Here is a 21,247-nt window from a genome sequence, read left to right as displayed (position 1 = left end):
TCAGCGCACAATCAGCGCAGGCTGTTCCGCTCCATGCGGCCGAGCTGGTTGGCGCCGTGGCCCAGCCATTCGAGCGGACCACGCCATTTCAGCAGGACAAACACCATGCCCACAATGATGGCTGTGGCGGCGTGGGCAAAATACATTCCGTCTTCGGTCCAGCCTGCCGGGAGCGGCTGCCGGTAGAAACCTGCCACCACCCAGACGTGGACGGTGTACAGCGTCAGGGTCATGGCACCGGGCCCGCGCAGCGGCAGCAGCAGGTCCAGGTCCAGCCAGTCCGCGAGCCTGCCGAGCAGCAGGCAGGCGCCCGTCACCGCTGCCGCCACCGCGGAGGTGTGCGCCAGGTCCAGCGCGGTGCCGGAGTGGGGTGCGGCGGACGCAAGCCACCACCACGAGCCCACCTGTGGGACGCCGGTGAGATTGACCTGCAGCACACTGTCCAAGGGATAGGTGGGCGCATTCAGGACGTCCTCGAGGGCCGCCCTTCCTCCCCAGCTTTCCATCGCGGCAACACCCAGGGACTTGGTGGCGACCGCCAGCACTGTTCCTCCCGCGAGCAGCAGCCACGGCACCAGGGCCTTGGTGAGTGGAAGGCGTCCGATCAGCAGGCCCACCAGCAGGTAGGACACCCACTGGAGAATGGGGTAGTAGCCGGTGAGGAACAGGTCGCCCAAGAGCTGGCCCGGCGTGGACAGGTCCTCCCACTTCGGATTGTGGCCGAGCTTCAGCGGAGGGTTGGATGCCAGCAGCAGCCAGGGCCGCAGCAGATAGGCAAGGACCGGCGACAGCAGGATCCATCCAGCCGCCCAGGCACACAGTGCCCGAGGCTTCAGGCCAAGGAACGGAAGGACGCACAGGAACAGCACCGCGTAGTGGACCAGGATGATGGCCAGGTTGACTTCCAGCCCGCCCAGCGTCGGTCCGACGGCGGCAATCACCCCCGCGCGCAGTGCTATCCCGCGGCGGGCCGCTCCCAACCGGGACCCATCGGCCGGCGCCTGCTTTCCCGTGGACAGTGCGAGGCCGATTCCCGCCAGCACGGCGAAGAGGGCGGCTGCGCGGCCCGAGAACGTCAGCCCGATCCAGGTCGGGGTGAGGTCGGCGTTGGACTCGAACGTGGGGAGCAGATGCGTGGCCATCATGCCCAGGAGGGCCAGCCCCCGGGCCGCGTCAATTCCGCGGAGCCGTTCCGCGGCTGATGAGCTTCGGGGCGCCCTGGATGGCTTTGCCGTGGCGCGGGAGGTCATGAGCCGATCGTCTCACAGGATGCCGGGCCTAAGCAGTCAAACGCCTCTGGGCGGTGGCCTCACCCTGCGAAACACAGGGTCGAAGGCCTTGTATTCGAATATATGTTCGAATAGCATTGCGACATGCACACCCCATCACAGCCCCCATCGGCCGATCCGGCACGGCAGGGCCACAGCCGGACCAACAGGAACCCGGACGCTCCAGCGGCGCCAGCGGGGCTGATGAAGGCCTTGAGCCCGGGCGTGGTGGACTATCTGTTCCGCCAGCTGGTGGCGGGTGAATCGCCCGAGGACCTTCAGTGGCAACAGGAGGGCATTACCCTGGCTGCGCAGCCGGCGGGAGCGGAGCTTGCCCGCCGGCTCTCAGAAACGGATCTGGATGCGCTTACGCCCACGGAACTCTTCCATTACGTCAGGGCAGCCCAGCGGCTGGCCACGTGGGCAGAGGGTTTGCGGGAGGCTGCGGTTGGACGCTACTGCGGCCCGGACATGCCGAGGTCTGGGCAGGGCAGCCGGCGTGGCGGTGTTTCCTCGACCTGAAAACGTCGTCATGTTTTGAATGGACGTGCGTTGAAAACTGTCGGCCACAAAGACGTCCGGCCCTGAAAACGTCCCGCCGGTTCCCTAGGATGAAATGGTGACCCATGCCCTGACTGTCTCCGCCATCCAGTACCAGGCCCTTGACGGGGGAGTTGCCCCTAACGCCATGGAGCACGTCCGGCTGATCGAGGATGCGGAATCGCACGGTGCGAGGTTGGCCGTGTTCCCGGAACTTTCCCTGACCGGCTACAACCTGGCACTGCTGGCCTCCCCTGAATCCTGGCTGATCCAGGACGACGGGCGGCTCGCGGCCCTCCGTGAGATCTGCCGCCGCACGGGAATTACCGCTGTCGCGGGCGGCCCCTACCGGGAGCCCGGGGGCGTTCCGCGGCTGGCTTCCCTTGCGATCCATCCGGACGGCACCATCGAAACCGTGTTCAAGACGCACCTGCATGGCATGGAAAAGGAGATCTTCGTCGCTGGCAGCGGAGCCGGCATCCTGGAACTTGATGGTTGGAGGATCGGCCTTGCCATCTGCTTCGATGCCGCCGTGCCCGCCCATTCAACCGGGGCAGCAGAGGCCGGGGCGGACGCCTATGCCGTGTCCGCCGTCTACACCCAGGAAGAAGACAGCAGGCTTGAGCTCCACCTGGGCGCCCGTGCCATGGATAACAGGATGTTCGGCATCCTGGCCAACCTTGGCGGAACCTCCGCACTGGGCCCTTCCTGCGGGCTGAGCGGCTTCTGGGGTCCCGACGGCCTGCGGATGAAGAAAGCGGCAGGAACGGGAACGGAAGTGGTCACCGCAACCCTTCGGCGGACCGCGCTGCAGAAATACCGCCCAGCGGCAGCCCCGGAAAAGTGACACGGCGGGGCGACATTTGACGTTCATCACGTCTCCGCCATTGTCCTAACCAGCCGCAGACAGGGTAACGTTTTTGCCATGCCTCACACCTCCGCGAACGTCCCTGCCCTCGGTACCCTCCTGACCGCCATGGTCACGCCGTTCACCAAGGACGGCAACGTGGATTACGCACAGGCGGCGGAACTGGCCACCAAGCTCGTGGACGATGGCTGCGACGGCCTGGTGGTCACCGGAACCACCGGCGAAACCTCCACCCTCACGGACGAGGAAAACCTCGGCATGTTCCGTGCCGTCAAAGAGGCTGTCGGCGACCGTGCCGCCATCGTCGCCGGAACCGGAACCAACGACACGGCGCACTCCGTGCACCTTTCCCAGCAGGCGGCTGCGCTGGGCGTCGACGGGCTCCTGCTCGTCACGCCCTACTACAACAAGCCCAGCCAGGCGGGCGTCCGCGCGCACTTCGAGGCCATCGCATCATCAACCGATGTGCCCGTCATGCTTTACGACATCCCGGGCCGCTCGTCCATTCCGATCGAGCCCGAAACAATGATCCGCCTCGCGCAGCACCCGAACATCGTCGCCGTCAAGGATGCCAAAGCCGACTTCACCGCAGCGACGCGCGTCCTGGCAGAAACCGACCTTCTCTTCTATTCCGGGGATGACGGACTGACCCTTCCCTGGATGGCCTTGGGCGCCGTCGGCCTCGTCGGTGTCACCACCCACGTCGCTACCCGCCGCTTCCGCGAACTGATCGACGCCGTCAGCGCGAACGACCTCACGACGGCACGGAAGATCAACTTCGAGCTCCAGCCCGCAATCCGGGCAACGATGACCCGCGTCCAGGGAGCCGTTGCGGCAAAACAAATTCTTAAATGGCAGGGAGTCCTGCCCAACTCGATTGTCCGTTTGCCCCTCGTGGAGCCGGACGAAGCCGAGATCGAAACCATCCGCGAGGACTTGGCTGAAGGAGGGCTGGTCTTTCCCTAAAGGCTAAGACCGGCACCCTTCCGCCTGGAAAGTAGTGCACTATGACCCAAATCGCCCTTCCCGGCCTTGTCACCCCTCCCACCCTGCCGCAAGGCACCCTTCGGATCGTTCCGTTGGGTGGGCTGGGGGAGATCGGCCGGAACATGGCCGTGTTCGAAATCGACGGCAAGCTCCTCGTGGTGGACTGCGGTGTCCTGTTCCCCGAAGAGACCCAGCCCGGCGTTGACCTGATCCTGCCCGATTTCTCGTATATCGAGGACCGGATCAGCGACATTGTGGCTGTTGTCCTGACCCATGGACACGAGGACCACATCGGCGCAGTTCCGTACCTGCTGCGGCTGCGCGCTGACATCCCCCTGGTGGGTTCCCAGCTGACGTTGGCGCTGATCGAGGCCAAACTGCAGGAACACCGCATCCGTCCCTACACCCTCACGGTTGAAGAGGGACAGGTGGAGAAGTTCGGGCCCTTCGAATGCGAGTTCGTTGCGGTCAACCACTCCATCCCGGATGCGCTTGCTGTCTTTATCCGCACGGCCGGCGGCACCGTCCTGCACACCGGCGACTTCAAAATGGACCAGTTGCCGCTGGACGGCCGCATCACGGACCTGCGCCACTTCGCCAAGCTGGGCGAGGAGGGCGTGGACCTCTTTATGTCCGACTCCACCAATGCGGACGTTCCCGGCTTCACCACGGCCGAGAAGGAAATCGGACCCACCCTGGAACGCCTCTTCGGCCAGGCCACCAAGCGCATCATCGTGGCGTCGTTTTCGTCGCACGTGCACCGTGTGCAGCAGGTCCTGGACGCTGCGGCCAAGCACAACCGGAAGGTTGCCTTTGTCGGCCGGTCCATGGTGCGCAACATGGCCATCGCGGCGAAGCTTGGCTACCTGGACGTTCCAGAGGGCCTCATCGTCGACATCAAGAACATCGACAACCTGCCCGACAACCGCGTCGTACTGATGTCCACGGGTTCCCAGGGCGAGCCGATGGCTGCCCTGTCCCGGATGGCCAACGGCGACCACCGCGTGGTGGTGGGCGACGGCGACACCGTCATCCTGGCCTCCAGCCTCATCCCCGGCAACGAGAACGCAGTCTTCCGGATCATCAACGGACTGCTCAAGCTCGGCGCCGACGTGATCCACAAGGGCAATGCAAAGGTGCACGTCTCCGGCCACGCGGCCGCGGGCGAGCTCCTGTACTGCTACAACATCCTGGAACCGCTCAACGCGATGCCCGTCCATGGAGAGACCCGCCACCTGATCGCGAACGGCAAAATCGCCATCGAATCCGGAGTACCCACGGCCAGCGTCATCCTGGCGGACAACGGCACCGTGATCGACCTCAAGGACCACCGCGCCGACGTCGTTGGCCAGGTGGAAGTGGGCTTTGTCTATGTGGACGGCTCCAGCGTCGGCGAAATCACGGACGCCGACCTTAAGGACCGCCGGGTCCTGGGCGACGAAGGCTTCATTTCCATCATCACGGTCATCAACCGCGCTACGGGGAAAGTGGTCTCCGGACCGGAAATCCATGCCCGCGGCGTTGCCGAGGACGATTCAGTCTTCGACGACATCATCCCCAAGATCAATGCGGCACTGGAAGAGGCAGTGCTGAACCACTCCGACCACACGAGCCACCAGCTGCAGCAGGTGGTCCGCCGGGTGGTGGGCACCTGGGTCAACCGGAAGCTCCGCCGCCGCCCGATGATCATCCCGGTGGTGCTCGAGGCCTAACCGGCCCTAGGCCCGCGGCAAAACTGAAGGCCCGGTTCGTCCAGAACCGGGCCTTCGGTGTCCAAAATGGGGGCCGGAACGGGCTGGAAATCCCCGGAATTCCGGCCCGGTTCGGGTAGCGTGGCAGGTATGGCCACTCGTACTACTTCCGCGCCCAAGGGCACCGCCCGGGGCACCAACGCCGCGAAGCCCGGCAGCTCCACTGGCCGCGGGACCGGCTCCACGGCGCCCAAGACCGGCCGGACCAGCGGACGCACCAGCACGGCGCGGACCCGCCAGCTTCCCGCCGTCGAAGAGCGCCAGCCGTGGCCGGTGCGGGTGGTGGGCGGCGCCTGGCTGGGCATTGGCCATCTGGTGGGAGGCGGCGTCCGCAGGATTGGCCACGACGTCAGCGACCTGCCGGCAGAGGACCGCCGGGACGGGGCCGCGCTGTTTAACCTTGCACTCGGCGTCTTCATCGCCACATTTGCCTGGTGGGGCCTCACCGGATGGTTCCCAGACGCCGTCTACAGCGTGGTCAACGGCACGTTCGGCTGGATGTCGCTGCTGCTGCCTTTGATGCTCTTCGCCTGCGCGTTCCGCCTCTTCCGGCAGCCGTCCGACGGGAGGGGCAACAACAGGGTGGGCATCGGTTTCCTGATCATGACCTTCGCCGGTTGCGGCCTGGCCCATATCGTTGGCGGCCAGCCCACCGTTGCCGACGGCTTCGACGGACTCCGCCAGGCCGGTGGCATGCTCGGCTTCCTGGCCGCCTCACCGCTTGCTGCCATCCACGCAGCCGTTCCGGTGGCCCTTTACAGCCTGCTGGCCTTTGTGTCCCTGCTCATCATCACTGCCACGCCTTTTGGTGCCATACCGCGGCGCCTCAGGGCAGCCTACGAGCACCTGATGGGAATCGACCTGCTGGAAGCGGACGAGGCCGGGGACGGGCACGACCGCAGCTACCTTGAGCAGGCGCCCGCGGCGGCCACGCCCAAGAAGAAGAAACGGCGGCTGTTCGGAAAGGATGAGGACTCCGACGCCGGCCTGGAGGGCTATGTGGGGGACGAAGCCTTCGAACACGCCGTCATCGATGACGACGACCCCGCCAACGACGGGAAGCCCGGCCAGGCGCCGCGACTCGCTCCTGGCGTGCGCCGCCCCACGCAGGCGGAAATCGCCGTCGAAAAAATCAAGGCAGCCCAGGGCCTGGGAACTTCGGCACATTCGCCGTCGGCGGGGGAGAACGCCACTGAGGCGATTCCGCTCGTGACGCCGGGCATGGTGGCGGCAGGTTCGCTGAACCCTGTAAAGGTGCCGGCCAATCCGGTCGCACCCGCGCCCCTGCCCACTCCGATTCCGCAGCGGACCGAACAGCTCTCACTGGCGGGTGACGTCACCTACACACTGCCGTCGTCGGACGTCCTGACGCCGGGTTCCATTCCGAAGGAGCGGACCGAGGCCAACGATGCCATCGTCGCTTCCCTGACCGAGACCCTCACCCAGTTCAATGTCGAGGCTCAGGTGACCGGGTTTAGCCGCGGACCCACAGTCACCCGGTACGAGATCGAACTCTCCCCGGGCACCAAGGTGGAACGCGTCACGGCGCTTTCCAAGAACATTTCCTACGCCGTGGCCAGCTCGGACGTCCGGATCCTCAGCCCCATTCCGGGCAAGTCGGCCATCGGCATAGAGATCCCCAACACGGACCGCGAGACCGTCTCTCTCGGTGACGTCCTGCGCAGCCAGAACGCCCGCCGGACCGACCACCCCATGGTGATGGGTGTCGGCAAGGACGTCGAAGGCGGCTACGTCGTGGCGAACCTGGCCAAGATGCCCCACTTGCTTGTTGCCGGTGCCACCGGCGCGGGCAAGTCGTCCTTTGTGAACTCCATGATCACGTCCATCCTCATGCGCGCCACCCCGGACGAGGTCCGCATGGTCATGGTCGACCCCAAGCGCGTGGAGCTGACCGCCTACGAAGGCGTTCCGCACCTCATCACGCCCATCATCACCAACCCCAAGAAAGCGGCAGAGGCCCTGCAGTGGGTGGTCCGCGAGATGGATGCCCGCTACGACGACCTCGCCAACTACGGTTTCAAGCACATCGATGACTTCAACAAGGCTGTCCGTGCCGGCAAGGTCCAGCCCCCGGTCGACTCAAAGCGCGTCATCCGCCCCTACCCGTACCTGCTGGTGATCGTGGATGAGCTCGCCGACCTCATGATGGTGGCGCCGCGTGACGTGGAAGATTCCATTGTCCGCATCACCCAGCTGGCCCGTGCCGCCGGCATCCACCTGGTCCTGGCAACCCAGCGTCCTTCCGTGGACGTCGTCACCGGGCTTATCAAGGCAAACGTCCCCTCGCGGATGGCGTTCGCCACGTCCTCGGTGACCGACTCCCGAGTGGTCCTGGACCAGCCCGGTGCCGAGAAGCTCATCGGCCAGGGCGACGCCCTCTTCCTGCCCATGGGCGCATCCAAGGCCATGCGCGTCCAGGGCGCCTGGGTCACGGAATCCGAAATCCACAAGGTCGTCGAGCACGTCAAGGGCCAGCTGAAGGCCGTCTACCGCGACGATGTTGCCCCCGAGGCGCAGAAAAAGCAGATCGACGACGACATCGGGGATGATCTCGAGGTACTCCTGCAGGCCACGGAGCTCGTCGTCACCACGCAGTTTGGCTCCACGTCAATGCTGCAGCGCAAGCTCCGCGTTGGCTTCGCGAAGGCCGGGCGCCTGATGGACCTGCTCGAGTCCAGGGGAGTGGTTGGCCCGTCGGAAGGCTCCAAGGCCCGCGACGTCCTGGTGAAGCCGGATGACCTGGCCGCCGTCCTCGCCGCCATGAAGGGCCAGGACGCCCCCGTGGCCGCGGACTCCCAGACGGCGGCCCTGAGCGATAACGCCAACTCCAATATCGCCCAGGGCGGCTACGCCGAGGACCTCGTGGCGGCGGACCTGGACCAGCGCAGCCAGAACGTCGAATACTTTGACGGGGCGGACACCAGCTCAAATATCGACGACGAAGACGGTTCCGAAGACGCCTGGTCACTCACCGGACGGTAGCCTAGGAAGGTGACTAGCACCGAAGCAACCGCCGCCGGCTCCAGCAGTTCAGGAATCTGGAATCTACCCAACATCCTGACCATGCTGCGCATCGCCCTGGTGCCGTTCTTCGTCTGGTTCCTGCTGGCCGACGCACCCGGACTGCGCAGCGAGTCAGGGCTGTGGCGCTGGGCCGCCGTGCTGGCGTTCGCCGTCGCCATTTACACTGACAAGCTCGACGGCGACATCGCCAGGAGCCGCGGCCTCGTCACGGACTTCGGCAAGATTGCCGACCCCATCGCTGACAAGCTCCTGATCGGTTCGGCACTGGTCATGCTGTCCGTCCTCGGGGAACTGCCGTGGTGGGTCACCATTGTGATCCTCGTGCGGGAATGGGGCATCACTGCCCTGCGTTTCTTTGTGATCCGCTATGGTGTTATCCCGGCATCGCGCGGCGGCAAGCTCAAGACCGTGGTTCAGACAGCCGCCATTTTCCTGTACCTCCTCCCGCTCGCCGCTTTCGCACCATGGCTGGCCTGGGTGGCATTCGCCACGATGATGGCGGCCGTGCTCATCACGGTCTGGACCGGCGTCGAATACGTGGTTGAAGCCTTGCGGCTGCGTTCGCAGGGGAAGTCCGCTGCCGGCAAGTAGGCAACCGCAGACAAGGAGCAGCCTTATGACAAACCTTCACCATCTCGCCGGGGAAACAGTCAAAAATGCCCTGGACCGGGGGCTGACCGTCGCCACGGCGGAATCCCTTACGGCTGGAATGGTGTCTGCGATCCTGGCAGATACGGCCGGTGCCTCCGGAATGCTGCAAGGCGGTGTCGTGGCCTACCAGAACTCCGTCAAAGTGGACGTCCTCGGTGTTTCGCAGGAGCTGCTTGCCACCGCCGGGTCCGTTGACGGTGAGGTTGCAGCTGCCATGGCCGCCGGCGTCCGCACAGCCCTGGGCTCGGACATCGGTGTGGCCACAACGGGAGTGGCCGGCCCGGACGGGCACGATGGGAAGGCCGTGGGGACCGTGTACATAGGGATCGCGACGGCGGAGGGTAGCGCGTCCTTCGACTACGCCTTTTCCGGCAGTCGGGCAGAGATCCGCGGCCAGGCCTGCGGCGCGGCCCTGGAACGGCTCCTCGCGGCCCTTTCTTCCTGAAGTTACCGGCGGTAAAGTAGCCGGGAACAAATTCCGCTACCCATTAGTTATTACATTGTGTCGTTTCCGGAGAGCGGAGGCGCCTAGGATGAATACACCACCACGGTTCGCTCCACGGCGGACCGGACTTATAAGGAGCAAGGCGATACAGATGGTAAAGCAGCCCGTATCCGTAAACGGCGTTGTCCGCTGGAAGGATGTGGGCCTCGCCGATCAGGGCAAGACCGAACAGAAGGAGCGCAAGATGGTTGTACTTCGTCACGAAATCGGTGATGTCCTGCGCGATGTCCGCCAGCGTCAGGGGCGTACTCTCCGCGAAGTTTCGCACAGTGCCCGCGTTTCCCTGGGATATCTCAGTGAAGTGGAGCGCGGCCAAAAGGAAGCTTCATCGGAGCTTCTGTCCTCGATCTGCTCCGCTCTGGACGTTCCACTGTCCAGCATGCTCCGTGAAGTCAGCGACCGCGTTGCCGTCGCAGAGGGCGTGGCTGTTCCGGACACCGTTCCCCAGGAATTCTCGCAGCGTTACGGCCGCGATCTTGATCCCGACCTGAACGCCGAACTCACCAAAGAACTTTCCAAGGGACTGCTTTCCGGCGCACGGTAGGCACCCTGAACGATTTACTATCGAAGGCCTCCGGCACGTGCCGGAGGCCTTCGTGTTTTCAGGGCTGGGTGTCCGTTTTTGCGGGCGCAACGTCCTGGGGGAAGCCATCACGTTCATAGATTGCGTTGAGCTTGGCCATGTATTTCGCCAGCGACTGCAGATCCTCGAGCGGCCATTCCCCCAGCCGTTCCCGGAAGACTTCGCGCCGGGCGTCCTGGACCTGGTGCATTTTCTCTTCGCCCTTGGGCGTAAGCCGGATCGCCTGGGCGCGGCCGTCAAGGGGGTCGGCTTCCTTGGAGACGAGTCCGATGCTTTCCAGGAACGCGATTTGCCGGCTCACCGATGGTTTGCCGACGCCTATACTCAGGGCAAGGTCAGTGAGGCGGATGGGTCCTTCGCGCCGGATCACCGTGAGCAGGCCATACGCAGCCGGTTCCATATCGGGATGGACCTGGCGGGACAGTTGATGGGACACGGACCGTGACCTTCGCCAAAAGACACTGATCTGGTGCTCCACGGTCTCCAACGCCGCATCGACAGTATCGTCCGAAGGGGAGGCGCGAGCGGGAACGTCGGAAGAGTTGCTCATGGCAACAATTCTAGGGTCCCGCGCCATGAGAGACTCTATTGTGCGAATCAGTGACTACTGGCGTCTGATGGACGACGAATTCGGTTCCGGGTATTCCCGGGTCCTGAGCAGTACCCTGATCCTGGCCGGGGTTGGCGGACGTACCGCGGACCAGGCCCTGGCCGCCGGCGTGAGTCCCCGGCAGGTTTGGCTGGCCATGTGCGACGTCCAGGACGTCCCGCCCGAACGGCGCCTGGGCAGGGACATCAAGCCGGTTCGCGACTGACCGGCCCGGCCCCTGACACGCCGCCGGATTGTTCGAATATCTGTTCGGGTAAAGCTATGCTTTTCGTAGTGGGTTATCCACATAGCCGATGTCATCCGGCCAGAATGTCTGCGGGTGCCATTAGCGTCAGAGATGACCAAGAAACGGCCGCTGAGGCCACTCCAAAGCGAGAAAGCATTAGAGGTGTGAACCATGGCGGCAGCCCCGGATCGTCAAAAGGCGCTCGACGCAGCGCTGGCACAGATTGACAAGCAGTTCGGCAAAGGCTCGGTCATGCGGCTGGGCGATGAAGTCCGTGCCCCCATCGAGGTCATCCCCACCGGATCCATCGCCCTGGACGTCGCTTTGGGAATTGGCGGACTGCCGCGTGGGCGCGTTGTGGAGATCTACGGCCCGGAATCCTCGGGTAAGACCACCGTGGCGCTCCACGCCGTAGCCAACGCCCAGCGCCAGGGCGGCATTGCGGCCTTCATCGACGCAGAGCACGCCCTGGACCCCGAGTACGCCGCCAAGCTTGGCGTGGACACGGACGCCCTCCTGGTCTCGCAGCCGGATACCGGCGAGCAGGCACTCGAAATCATGGACATGCTCATCGGCTCGGGCTCGCTTGACGTGATTGTCATTGACTCCGTGGCTGCACTGGTGCCGCGGGCGGAAATTGAAGGCGACATGGGCGACAGCCACGTTGGCCTCCAGGCCCGTCTGATGAGCCAGGCGCTGCGTAAAATCACCGGCCGCCTGAGCCAGACCAAGACCACGGCCATCTTCATCAACCAGCTGCGTGAAAAGATCGGTGTGTTCTTCGGGTCCCCGGAAACCACCACCGGTGGCAAGGCCCTGAAGTTCTACGCCTCCATCCGCATTGACGTGCGCCGCATCCAGACGCTGAAGGAAGGTGCCGATTCCGTCGGTAACCGCACCAAGGCCAAGATCGTCAAGAACAAGATGGCACCGCCCTTCAAGATCGCGGAGTTCGACATCATCTACGGCCAGGGCATTTCCCGCGAGGGCGGCATCATTGACATGGGCGTGGAACACGGCATTATCAAGAAGTCCGGTTCGTGGTTTACGTACGACGGCGACCAGCTGGGCCAAGGTATGGAGAACTCCCGGAGGTTCCTGCGCGACAACCCGGAACTGGCCGCCGAACTTGAACGCCTGATCAAGGAAAAGCTGGGCGTCGGAGTAAAGCCGGCCGAAACGGATGCCAAAGACACACCGAAGCTGAAGGCCGTTGACGGCTTCTAAGCACACCGCGGGCTTCAAGGACGGCCAGAGCTTCGGCCCAGGCTTAGCCTCTGGTGCTGATACCGGCGCCGGCTCAGGTGGACGGCGGCGGGACCGGGGCGGCCGCCGCCCCGGTTTCGGTCCGGAGGGACCTGATCCGGACTCTTCGATAGCTTCCGACGCTGAGCCGGATCCCGCATCCGTTGCCCGGGCCATAGTGCTGCGCCAGTTGACCAGCTCGGCGAAAAGCCGGCTGCAGCTGTCCCGCAAGCTGGCGGAGCGCAACATCCCCGAAGACGTTGCCGAGGCCGTGCTGGAGAGGTTCCAGGAAGTGCGGCTGATCAACGACGCCGAGTTTGCCGACATGTGGGTGCGCAGCAGGTCGCAGTCGCGCAAACTCGCCAAGGGCGCGCTTCGCCGTGAGCTGGCCGAAAAGGGCATCGATGCGGACACGGCTGCAACCGCGCTGGAGCAGCTCTCCGACGAAGACGAGGAAGCGGCCGCCCGGCTGCTCGTGGAACGGAAGCTCCGGCCCGGCACAGACCTGTCCGAGCCGGCCGAGCGGGACAAGACCACACGACGGCTGGCGTCAATGCTTGCCCGCAAGGGATACCAGCCGTCCCAGGCTTTCCGGATCGTGGGCGAGGTGCTGGCATCGCACGCCGGCCAAGAGGGCGCGTTCAGTCCGCCGGACAGTCCGTTCGGCGAGTAGGCCTGTCAGCATGGCATCCCGGTCGAAGCGGCGTTTCCGTCGACCCGGTACCCTTAACAGGTGAGTTTGACCATTCCTTCCCCCGCATCCGGTACCGCCCAGCCAGACGACCCTGCCCTGCAGCCGCGTACGTATCAGGTACGCACCTTCGGGTGCCAGATGAACGTGCACGATTCCGAGCGGATGGCGGGCATGCTCGAGGACGCCGGCTATGTACCGGCTGCCGGTGACCATGCGGACGTGGTGGTGTTCAACACCTGCGCGGTCCGGGAGAACGCCGACAACAAGCTGTACGGCAATCTGGGCATGCTGGCTCCGGTGAAAGCCGCCAATCCCGGAATGCAAATCGCCGTTGGCGGCTGTCTTGCCCAGAAGGACCGGGAAACGATCCTCAAGAAGGCGCCGTGGGTGGACGCCGTCTTCGGAACCCACAACGTGGGTGCGCTGCCTGCGCTGCTTGACCGGGCACGGCACAACAGCGAAGCCCAGCTGGAGATTCTCGAATCCCTCGACGTCTTCCCCTCCACCCTGCCCACGAAGAGGGATTCGGTGTACTCCGGTTGGGTGTCCATCTCCGTCGGCTGCAACAACACGTGCACGTTCTGTATTGTTCCGGCCCTGCGCGGCAAGGAAAAGGACCGTCGGCCAGGTGACATCCTGGCTGAAATCCAGGCCCTCGTGGATGACGGTGCCATCGAGGTCACCCTGCTCGGCCAGAACGTGAACTCCTACGGTGTTGAGTTTGGAGACCGTCAGGCCTTTTCCAAGCTCCTGCGCGCCTGCGGTGAGATCGAAGGCCTGGAACGGGTGAGGTTCACCAGCCCGCATCCGGCAGCCTTCACCGACGACGTCATCCACGCCATGGCTGAAACGCCAAATGTGATGCCGCAGCTGCACATGCCGCTGCAGTCCGGTTCAGACAAAGTCCTCCGGGACATGAAGCGCTCCTACCGGTCCACCAAATTCCTCGGGATTCTGGACAAGGTCCGCGAGAAGATCCCGCACGCGGCCATCTCCACCGACATCATCGTCGGCTTCCCCGGCGAATCCGAGGAGGACTTCCAGGCCACCCTTGATGTTGTGGAGAAATCCCGCTTCGCTACGGCATTCACTTTCCAGTACTCCAAGCGCCCGGGCACCCCGGCCGCCGACCTCCCGGACCAGCTGCCCAAGGCTATTGTCCAGGAACGCTTCGAACGGCTGACCGCGCTGCAGGACAGAATCGCCGCTGAGGAAAACGCCAAACAGCTGGGCCGCCGGGTGGAAGTCATGGTCACCGCCCAGTCGGGACGCAAGGCCGGGGAAACCCACCGGCTGTCCGGACGCTCCCAGGACCAGCGCCTGGTGCATTTTTCTGTTCCCGACGGGGCGCCGGCGCCGCGGCCAGGTGACCTTGTGACGGTCACCATCACTGAAGCCGCTGCTTTCCACCTGGTGGCCGACCCCGCCCTGGAGGACTACAGCCTCCGGCGATCACGCGCAGGTGACGCCTGGGACAGGTCGCAGGCAGACTCCTGCGGCGCTCCGGCCCCGGGCTCTGCAAAGACCGGAACCAGCCGTACCGGCGTTTCGCTCGGCATGCCGTCGCTGCCGGTCCGCAGCGCCTGACCGGTGGCATCCCCACCGGTCCTAGCCGTTGTAGGTCCCACCGGCTCCGGTAAGTCCGATCTCGCCGTAAACCTCGCGCTGGCCCTGGACGGCGAGGTGATAAACGCCGACGCCATGCAGTTTTACCGCGGCATGGACATCGGGACGGCGAAAATCACGACGGCGGAGCGCAGGGGAGTGCCCCATCATCTTCTGGACACCCTGGACGTGACCGAGGAGGCGAGCGTCTCCGACTTCCAGCAACAGGCCCGCGCCGTCATCGAGGACATCCAGGAACGCGGGAAACGGGCCATCCTGGCCGGCGGTTCAGGCCTTTACGTACGGGCCGCGCTGGACGTCCTGGAATTCCCCGGTACGGACCCTGCGGTCCGGAGCCAGCTGGAAGCAGACTATGCCGCCCAAGGCGCTGGCCCGCTTCTGGCACGCCTCCGCGACGTTGACCCTGTTTCGGCCGGCCGGGTCTCGGATGCCCGCCGAATCATCAGGGCGCTGGAAGTCCAACAGCTCACCGGCCGGCCTTTCAGCTCCTTCATGCCCCGGCGGGAGTATTTCCAGCCTGCCGTCCAGATCGGCCTGGCTGTGGACCGTGACCAACTCCGCGAACGGCTTGCGCAGCGCGTTCAGGGCATGGTTGACAAGGGCCTGCTTGAGGAGGTCCGGCGGCTGGACGCGGCAGGGCTGCGGCGCGGCAAGACGGCCCCTCGGGCCTTGGGCTACTCCCAGTTCCTCAAGGTCCTCGACGGCGGCGCCACGGTGGAGGAAGCGGCCGAAGAGACCATCGTGGCCACGCGGCAGTTCGCCCGGCGGCAGCTCACCTGGTTCCGTGCTGATCCCCGGATCAGCTGGCTGGACTGGCAGGACCCCGAACTGGAAGCGCACGCGGTGGCCCTGTGCAGGTGACCCGGTCCGCCTGACCGGCCGCCCCCCCCAGGAGTTTTTGTCCACTTACGGCGACTTCCAGCCACCGGAAGTCGCCAAACGTGGACAAAAACTCCTATGACCGCGGGTTTCTGATGCCCCGCAGGTGGCCGGTAACCTTGGACTATGGACGCTACCCCCGCTGAGACCCTAGAGCCCGCCTTCCCCACCCTCGGCGGGCTCCGTTTTTCGAAGGGGCATGGCACAGGCAACGATTTTGTCCTGATCGCTGATCCTGACGGGGTTCACACCATCGCAGCCGACCAGGCCGCTGCACTCTGTGACAGGCACCGCGGCATTGGCGGCGACGGACTCATCCGGGCCGTGCCGTCGCGTTTCCTGCCCGAGGGCCGCGAACTGCTGGACGCCGCCCCGGACGCGGAGTGGTTCATGGACTACCGCAACGGGGACGGCTCCATTTCCGAGATGTGCGGCAACGGCGTCCGGGTCTTTGTCCACTTCCTCCGGGCCGAGGGCCTGGTTGACCTGCCCGACGGCGGCGCGCTGACCATCGGGACCCGCGGCGGGGTCAAGACTGTTGTCCGCACAGGCGAGGACTACGCCGTCGACATGGGTCCCTGGGAGTTCATCTTTCCTGGGGAAGCCACCGCCAAAGCCATGGACTCCCTGGTCACTGCCGACGGCCTGGAAGTACCCCGCCCCGCCCTCTCAGTCAGCATGGGCAACCCGCACACGGTGGTCGCCCTCGCCGAGCTTTCCGAACTGGAGGCCACCCGGCTCTTCACTGCCCCGCACGTTGATCCAACCCCGGCGAACGGAACCAACGTCGAATTTGTGGTCCCCTCAGAGCCGCTGGTGCACAACGGCGTGGGCACTATTACCATGCGGGTCCACGAACGCGGTGTCGGAGAGACCCAGTCGTGTGGCACCGGCGCGTGCGCCGCTGCCGTGGCCATCAGGCATTGGGCCGGGGCCGAGGCGCCGGACGCGTGGAACGTTAAAGTGCCAGGCGGCGTCGTCGGCGTTAAGTTTTTTGCCGGAGCCGGAGGACACGAACACGTCGAGCTCAGCGGCCCGGCGGTAATTGTCGCTAGCGGGACGCTTTCCTGACCCGCAGAATCCTAAAGGATTTTGCCGTGGCTTCCCGGGTGACCGTGAACGAGGCGTCCAACTCCTGCGACAGCCACCGCTGCAGGGAATCGGAGCCAAGGTTCTTCTGGACCACCAGCCATGCTGACCCGCCCGGTGCCAGCCTCGGAATCCACAGCTTCAACAGGGCATGGAGTTCGTCCTTGCCGATCCGGATGGGCGGGTTGGACCAGATGGTGTCAAAGCGCAGCCCTGGGTCCACGTCCTCCGGTGCGCTGGCGGTGACGTTGTCCAGGCCGAGCGAAGCCGCATTCTCGTTCGTCAGCGTGATGCAGCGTTCGTTGACGTCCACCGCGTAGACGTGCGCGCCGGGTGAGCGCAGGGCCATCGTGAGCGCAATGGGACCCCAGCCGCAGCCGATGTCCAGGAGGTTCCCTTCCGGTGACGGGGCCGGAACTTCAGCGAGCAGTACGGCAGTACCCTTGTCGATCCCGTCGGGGCTGAAAATACCGGCGGAAGTCTGCAGCGTGCGCGTCTCCCCGGCCAGATCCACCGTGAGTGGCTTACGGGTGAAGGGCCCTGCGGGCGATGCGCTGAAATAGTGTGCGGACTCCATAACTGGCCAGATTAGTTGGCCCCGAAGCGTAAGGGAAACTGCGCGGGAATCGGTCTGCTAGTCTGGAAGGCATGTTCCTGATCTTCGAGTAGCCGGCACGGGTTGAACCCGTCCCGAAGCCATGTCCCGCAGCGATGCAGGTTTTACCTTCCGCACATGCGTCATCGACCAGGCCTGTGCCGCCTGGCCCGACCGCCGGGCAATACTCGAAGCCAGCCTCCCTGGTGTGCCCTTCCTGACATTGCCGGCGCCTACCACTCTCACCACGCTTCCTTGAGGCGTGGATCCTACGTTGTGCGCCACCGCTTTGTACGGCGCGCGCAGCAGACAGGAGGCCAGGATGACCGCCAGCCGTCAGCCCAGCGCGAATACGTCCCCACTCACCAGCAATCGGCACTATTCTGGAAATGCCGAATCTTCAAAGGAGACCATGACCAGCCAGCCCAACACCGGATCCGATCCAGCAGCCCAGGATATGAGCCCGGAGGAAATCCAAGCTGTCATCGACCGGATTCTCTCCAAGGACGTTCCGGCAAAGCGAAGCCCCGCCGCTGAAGGCGACGGCAGGGCTGTGTTCGGCAAAGCACAGGCGATTTCCCGCCTTGACGAAGAGCACGGCGCCTACGACGGCGATCAGCAGGACCTCGAAGAGCGCCGGGCGCTCCGCCGTACGGCGGGGATGTCAACGGAGCTCGAAGACGTCACTGAAGTCGAATACCGTCAGCTCCGCCTGGAGCGTGTGGTGCTTGCCGGCTTGTGGGCCGAAGGAACACTCGCCGACGCAGAGAACTCACTGCGTGAGCTTGCCGCGTTGGCCGAGACTGCCGGTTCGGAGGTCCTGGACGGCATGGTCCAGCGACGGGCAAAACCGGACCCTGGGACGTTCCTCGGGTCTGGCAAGGCCATGGAACTCAAGGAAATCGTGATGTCCACCGGCGCCGACACCGTGGTGGTGGACGCCGAGCTGGCGCCGTCCCAGCGGCGCGGACTGGAGGACATCGTCAAGGTCAAGGTCATTGACCGTACGGCCCTGATCCTGGACATCTTCGCCCAGCACGCCAAGAGCCGCGAAGGCAAGGCCCAGGTGGAACTTGCCCAGCTTGAATACCTGCTGCCGCGCCTGCGTGGCTGGGGCGAATCCATGTCCAGACAGGCCGGTGGCCAGGTTGGTGGCGCAGGTGCCGGTATGGGTTCCCGTGGTCCCGGTGAGACGAAGATCGAACTGGACCGCCGCCGCATCCGGACCCGCATGGCCAAGCTGCGGCGGGAGATCGCCGCGATGAAGCCCGCCCGGGAAACCAAACGGGCCAACCGGCGTCGTAATTCCGTGCCGTCCGTTGCCATCGCCGGGTACACCAACGCCGGGAAGTCGTCGTTGTTGAACCGGTTGACCGACGCCGGTGTACTGGTGGAGAACGCGCTGTTCGCTACCCTGGATCCCACCGTTCGCAAGGCGGAGACCGCGGATGGCCTGGGCTACACCCTGGCGGACACCGTGGGCTTTGTCCGATCCCTTCCGACGCAACTCGTGGAGGCGTTCCGCTCCACACTGGAGGAGGTAGCGGACGCGGACCTCATCCTGCACGTGGTGGACGTCTCGCATCCTGACCCTGAGGGACAGATCGCGGCCGTCCGCAAGGTGTTCAGCGAGGTGGATGCCCGCAAGGTGCCGGAAATCATTGTCCTCAATAAGGCAGATGCCGCGGATCCGTTTGTGGTGGAGCGCCTCAGGCAGCGCGAGCCCCGCCACGTCGTGGTATCGGCCCGGACGGGGGAGGGGATCGCCGAGCTGCTGCGCGAAATCAGCAACTCCATCCCTCGGCCCAGCGTTAAGCTCGAGCTCCTCATTCCCTACGACCGCGGCGACGTGATCAGTAAGCTGCACGACACCGACGCCGAAATCCTGAGCCTTGACCATGGCGAGGACGGGACGCGGGCAGTGGTAATGGTCCGGGAGGGCCTCGCGGCTGAACTGGAATCATTCGTCAGCAATGGCTGAACCGGTGGCAGGTGAGTCGTCTGCCACGGCCGGCGAGCAGTTCGTGATTGAACTGCTCGACCGTGCCGTGGCCGGGATGGGCGGGCAAAGCCGCAGCGGGCAGCACGAGATGGCCAGGCAGGTGGCCCGTGCCATCGAAACCGGTGACCATCTCCTGGTCCAGGCCGGTACAGGAACGGGCAAGTCACTGGCTTACCTGATTCCGCTCATTGCGCACTCACTCGTGAGCAACAAGCCCACCTTGGTTTCCACTGCCACCCTTGCCCTGCAGACGCAGATCGTGGGACGTGACCTCCCGCGGTTGCTTGAGACCATCACGCCGGCCCTGGACCGCCCGGTCAAGGTGTCCTTGGTTAAGGGCCGTTCGAACTACGTGTGCCGGCACAAGCTCGAAGGCGGGTTTCCTTCGGAGGAGCCCGCCGAAGGCCAGCTGTTTTCCCTCGGCGAGGACACCAGCGTGCCGCACTTCGCCGCCGCCCTTGGAGGGCCTGCGTCGCAGTTGGGCAGGGAAGTGGTGCGCCTGCGGGAATGGGCGCAAAAAACCACCACGGGCGACCGTGACGAACTCCTTCCCGGCGTCACGGACCGTGCCTGGCGCCAGGTCTCGGTCACCTCAATGGAATGCCTGGGGGCGCAGAAATGCCCGATGGCGGCCGAATGCTTCAGCGAGCTTGCCCGCCACGACGCCGCCGACGCAGATGTTGTGGTCACGAACCATGCCATGCTCGCGGTCAGTGCCTTTGAGGGCCTGGCCGTGCTGCCTGAATACGACGTTGTGGTGGTGGATGAGGCCCATGAACTCCAGGACCGGGTGACCGGTGCGGTGTCCGGGCAGCTGTCGGTGGCGATGGTTCATGCCGCGGCTGCCGGGGCCCGGAAGCACACGGCCATCACTGTCGATGCCCTCAACGCTGCGGCCGCAAACCTGGAGCTTGCCCTGGCAGGGGCGCCCAGCGGACTCCTTCCCAATGGACTTAATGAGGAGCAACTGGACTGCGTGGACCAGTTGCGTGACGCCTGCCGGGCCGCCCTGTCCGACTCCAAGGGGGACAGCAGCCAAACGGCCGACGGCGGACGGCAGCTCGCCCGGTCGCGCCTGATGCTGATCCTGGAGCTGTGTGAACGGCTCATCGCGGCCCGTGAAAACCGCGAGGTGGTGTGGTTCTCCCGCGCCAGCACTTTCGATCCGCAGCAAGGCTACGCGCAGCCCGACGACTCCTCGCCGGCTTTGATCAACATTGCGCCGCTCAGTGTCGCAGGGAAGCTGCGGGAGGGCCTTTTCGAAGGCCACACCGTGGTGCTGACGTCGGCCACCTTGGCCATCGGCTCGGCGTTTGAGCCGGCGGCCGGCGGACTGGGACTGGTGGGCCAGGGCGCGCCGAGCTGGACCGGCATTGATGTCGGTTCCCCCTTTGATTACCCGAAGCAGGGGATCCTCTACGTGGCCGGGCACCTGCCCAAGCCGGGACGCGGCGTGTCGCCTGAGGCCTTGGCAGAACTCGAGGCGTTGATCAGGGCCTCCGGCGGGGGTGCCCTGTGCCTGTTCTCCTCGCGTCGCGCCGCAGAAGAGGCAGCATACGCCTTGCGGCCCCGGTTGGGACTGAGCATCCTTTGCCAGGGCGATTCCACGATGACCGCGCTGGTCAAGCAGTTCGCCGACGAGCCCGATACCTGCCTTTTTGGGACCATGTCCCTGTGGCAAGGCGTCGACGTACCGGGGGGCTCCTGCCGCCTGGTGGTGATTGACCGCATACCGTTTCCGCGGCCCGACGACCCACTCATGACTGCCCGGTCCCGGGCGGTGGCCCAGGCAGGCGGCAATGGCTTCATGTCGGTCTCAGCCACCCATGCTGCCATCCGGCTGGCGCAGGGGGCCGGCCGGCTGATCCGGTCCACAGGCGACAAGGGTGTGGTGGCCGTGCTCGACTCACGCCTGGCCACGGAACGTTACGCCGGGTTCCTTCGGGGCGCGCTGCCGCCATTCTGGCCAACCACGGACCGGAAGATCGCGTTCGCGGCTCTGGAGCGGCTGTCCAAAGACAGTGCCTGACACTGCCCCTTGAACAACGCCCCTGAACAGGAAACGCTCCCGGAACAACGCCCC

Annotated in this window: 19 protein-coding genes; 16 read left to right on the top strand and 3 right to left on the bottom strand. The window is 65.1% G+C overall.

Features of this window, described 5'->3' with window-relative positions; all coding sequences use genetic code 11:
• Nucleotides 1-11: 11 nt before the first annotated feature.
• Complete coding sequence (locus tag AU175_RS03805; protein ID WP_066285985.1) at nt 12-1,250, bottom strand: heparan-alpha-glucosaminide N-acetyltransferase domain-containing protein; 1,239 nt, start codon at nt 1,248-1,250, stop codon at nt 12-14.
• 123 nt (nt 1,251-1,373) lie between these two features.
• Between AU175_RS03805 and AU175_RS03800 the strand changes: the two genes are divergently transcribed.
• From AU175_RS03800 to AU175_RS03765, 8 genes are all read left to right on the top strand, one after another.
• The gene (locus AU175_RS03800) at nt 1,374-1,790 is read left to right on the top strand and encodes a hypothetical protein (protein ID WP_231938450.1); all 417 of its coding nucleotides are present in this window, start codon (nt 1,374-1,376) and stop codon (nt 1,788-1,790) included.
• 94 nt (nt 1,791-1,884) lie between these two features.
• Nucleotides 1,885-2,655, top strand: a complete 771-nt coding sequence (locus tag AU175_RS03795) for a carbon-nitrogen hydrolase family protein (protein WP_066285981.1) — start codon at nt 1,885-1,887, stop codon at nt 2,653-2,655.
• A 78-nt stretch (nt 2,656-2,733) separates the two neighbouring features.
• Complete coding sequence (gene dapA / locus AU175_RS03790; RefSeq protein ID WP_066285978.1) at nt 2,734-3,642, top strand: 4-hydroxy-tetrahydrodipicolinate synthase; 909 nt, start codon at nt 2,734-2,736, stop codon at nt 3,640-3,642.
• Nucleotides 3,643-3,683: 41 nt separating this feature from the next.
• Nucleotides 3,684-5,375: a ribonuclease J gene (locus AU175_RS03785; protein WP_066285976.1), complete on the top strand. Its 1,692-nt coding sequence runs from the start codon at nt 3,684-3,686 to the stop codon at nt 5,373-5,375.
• Between the two features lie 129 nt (nt 5,376-5,504).
• On the top strand, nt 5,505-8,417 hold the full coding sequence (locus AU175_RS03780; protein WP_066285974.1) for an FtsK/SpoIIIE family DNA translocase: 2,913 nt from the start codon (nt 5,505-5,507) through the stop codon (nt 8,415-8,417).
• 9 nt (nt 8,418-8,426) lie between these two features.
• Nucleotides 8,427-9,050, top strand: coding sequence for a CDP-diacylglycerol--glycerol-3-phosphate 3-phosphatidyltransferase (pgsA, locus tag AU175_RS03775; RefSeq protein WP_066285971.1), 624 nt, complete (start codon nt 8,427-8,429; stop codon nt 9,048-9,050).
• Nucleotides 9,051-9,075: 25 nt separating this feature from the next.
• Entirely contained in the window at nt 9,076-9,555 is a 480-nt protein-coding gene (locus AU175_RS03770) for a CinA family protein (RefSeq protein ID WP_066285969.1), read from the top strand.
• A gap of 151 nt (nt 9,556-9,706) precedes the next feature.
• Nucleotides 9,707-10,159, top strand: coding sequence for a helix-turn-helix domain-containing protein (locus AU175_RS03765; RefSeq protein WP_066285968.1), 453 nt, complete (start codon nt 9,707-9,709; stop codon nt 10,157-10,159).
• Nucleotides 10,160-10,217: 58 nt separating this feature from the next.
• On the opposite strand, the gene AU175_RS03760 is transcribed toward AU175_RS03765, so the two are convergent.
• Nucleotides 10,218-10,748 (bottom strand): MarR family winged helix-turn-helix transcriptional regulator, encoded by a 531-nt coding sequence (locus AU175_RS03760; RefSeq protein WP_066285966.1) that lies wholly within the window; start codon nt 10,746-10,748, stop codon nt 10,218-10,220.
• 40 nt (nt 10,749-10,788) lie between these two features.
• Between AU175_RS03760 and AU175_RS03755 the strand changes: the two genes are divergently transcribed.
• From AU175_RS03755 to dapF, 6 genes are all read left to right on the top strand, one after another.
• On the top strand, nt 10,789-11,013 hold the full coding sequence (locus AU175_RS03755; RefSeq protein ID WP_066285964.1) for a DUF3046 domain-containing protein: 225 nt from the start codon (nt 10,789-10,791) through the stop codon (nt 11,011-11,013).
• A 192-nt stretch (nt 11,014-11,205) separates the two neighbouring features.
• Nucleotides 11,206-12,261 (top strand): recombinase RecA, encoded by a 1,056-nt coding sequence (gene recA / locus AU175_RS03750; RefSeq protein ID WP_066285962.1) that lies wholly within the window; start codon nt 11,206-11,208, stop codon nt 12,259-12,261.
• Between the two features lie 148 nt (nt 12,262-12,409).
• Complete coding sequence (locus AU175_RS03745) at nt 12,410-12,952, top strand: regulatory protein RecX (protein ID WP_066290499.1); 543 nt, start codon at nt 12,410-12,412, stop codon at nt 12,950-12,952.
• Between the two features lie 60 nt (nt 12,953-13,012).
• Nucleotides 13,013-14,560 carry a tRNA (N6-isopentenyl adenosine(37)-C2)-methylthiotransferase MiaB gene (gene miaB / locus AU175_RS03740; protein ID WP_197497029.1) on the top strand — a complete coding sequence of 516 codons (1,548 nt, stop codon included), beginning with the start codon at nt 13,013-13,015 and terminating at the stop codon, nt 14,558-14,560.
• 3 nt (nt 14,561-14,563) lie between these two features.
• Nucleotides 14,564-15,460 (top strand): tRNA (adenosine(37)-N6)-dimethylallyltransferase MiaA, encoded by an 897-nt coding sequence (gene miaA / locus AU175_RS03735; RefSeq protein ID WP_066285958.1) that lies wholly within the window; start codon nt 14,564-14,566, stop codon nt 15,458-15,460.
• Nucleotides 15,461-15,604: 144 nt separating this feature from the next.
• Nucleotides 15,605-16,549 carry a diaminopimelate epimerase gene (gene dapF, locus AU175_RS03730; protein ID WP_066285957.1) on the top strand — a complete coding sequence of 315 codons (945 nt, stop codon included), beginning with the start codon at nt 15,605-15,607 and terminating at the stop codon, nt 16,547-16,549.
• Here dapF and AU175_RS03725 read toward each other — a convergent pair.
• Entirely contained in the window at nt 16,530-17,144 is a 615-nt protein-coding gene (locus AU175_RS03725) for a class I SAM-dependent methyltransferase (protein WP_066285955.1), read from the bottom strand. The genes dapF and AU175_RS03725 overlap by 20 nt on opposite strands.
• Before the next feature lie 430 nt (nt 17,145-17,574).
• On the opposite strand from AU175_RS03725, the gene hflX reads away from it, so the two are divergent.
• Together hflX and AU175_RS03715 are read left to right on the top strand one after the other, a co-directional pair.
• Nucleotides 17,575-19,143 (top strand): GTPase HflX, encoded by a 1,569-nt coding sequence (gene hflX / locus AU175_RS03720; RefSeq protein ID WP_066285953.1) that lies wholly within the window; start codon nt 17,575-17,577, stop codon nt 19,141-19,143.
• Nucleotides 19,136-21,193: an ATP-dependent DNA helicase gene (locus tag AU175_RS03715; RefSeq protein WP_066285951.1), complete on the top strand. Its 2,058-nt coding sequence runs from the start codon at nt 19,136-19,138 to the stop codon at nt 21,191-21,193. The genes hflX and AU175_RS03715 overlap by 8 nt, the downstream gene beginning before the upstream one ends.
• Nucleotides 21,194-21,247 lie beyond the last annotated feature (54 nt).

This window comes from Arthrobacter sp. B6, from assembly GCF_001663775.1.
Classification (GTDB): domain Bacteria; phylum Actinomycetota; class Actinomycetes; order Actinomycetales; family Micrococcaceae; genus Arthrobacter.
This window is presented reverse-complemented; position numbering and strand designations above follow the sequence as displayed.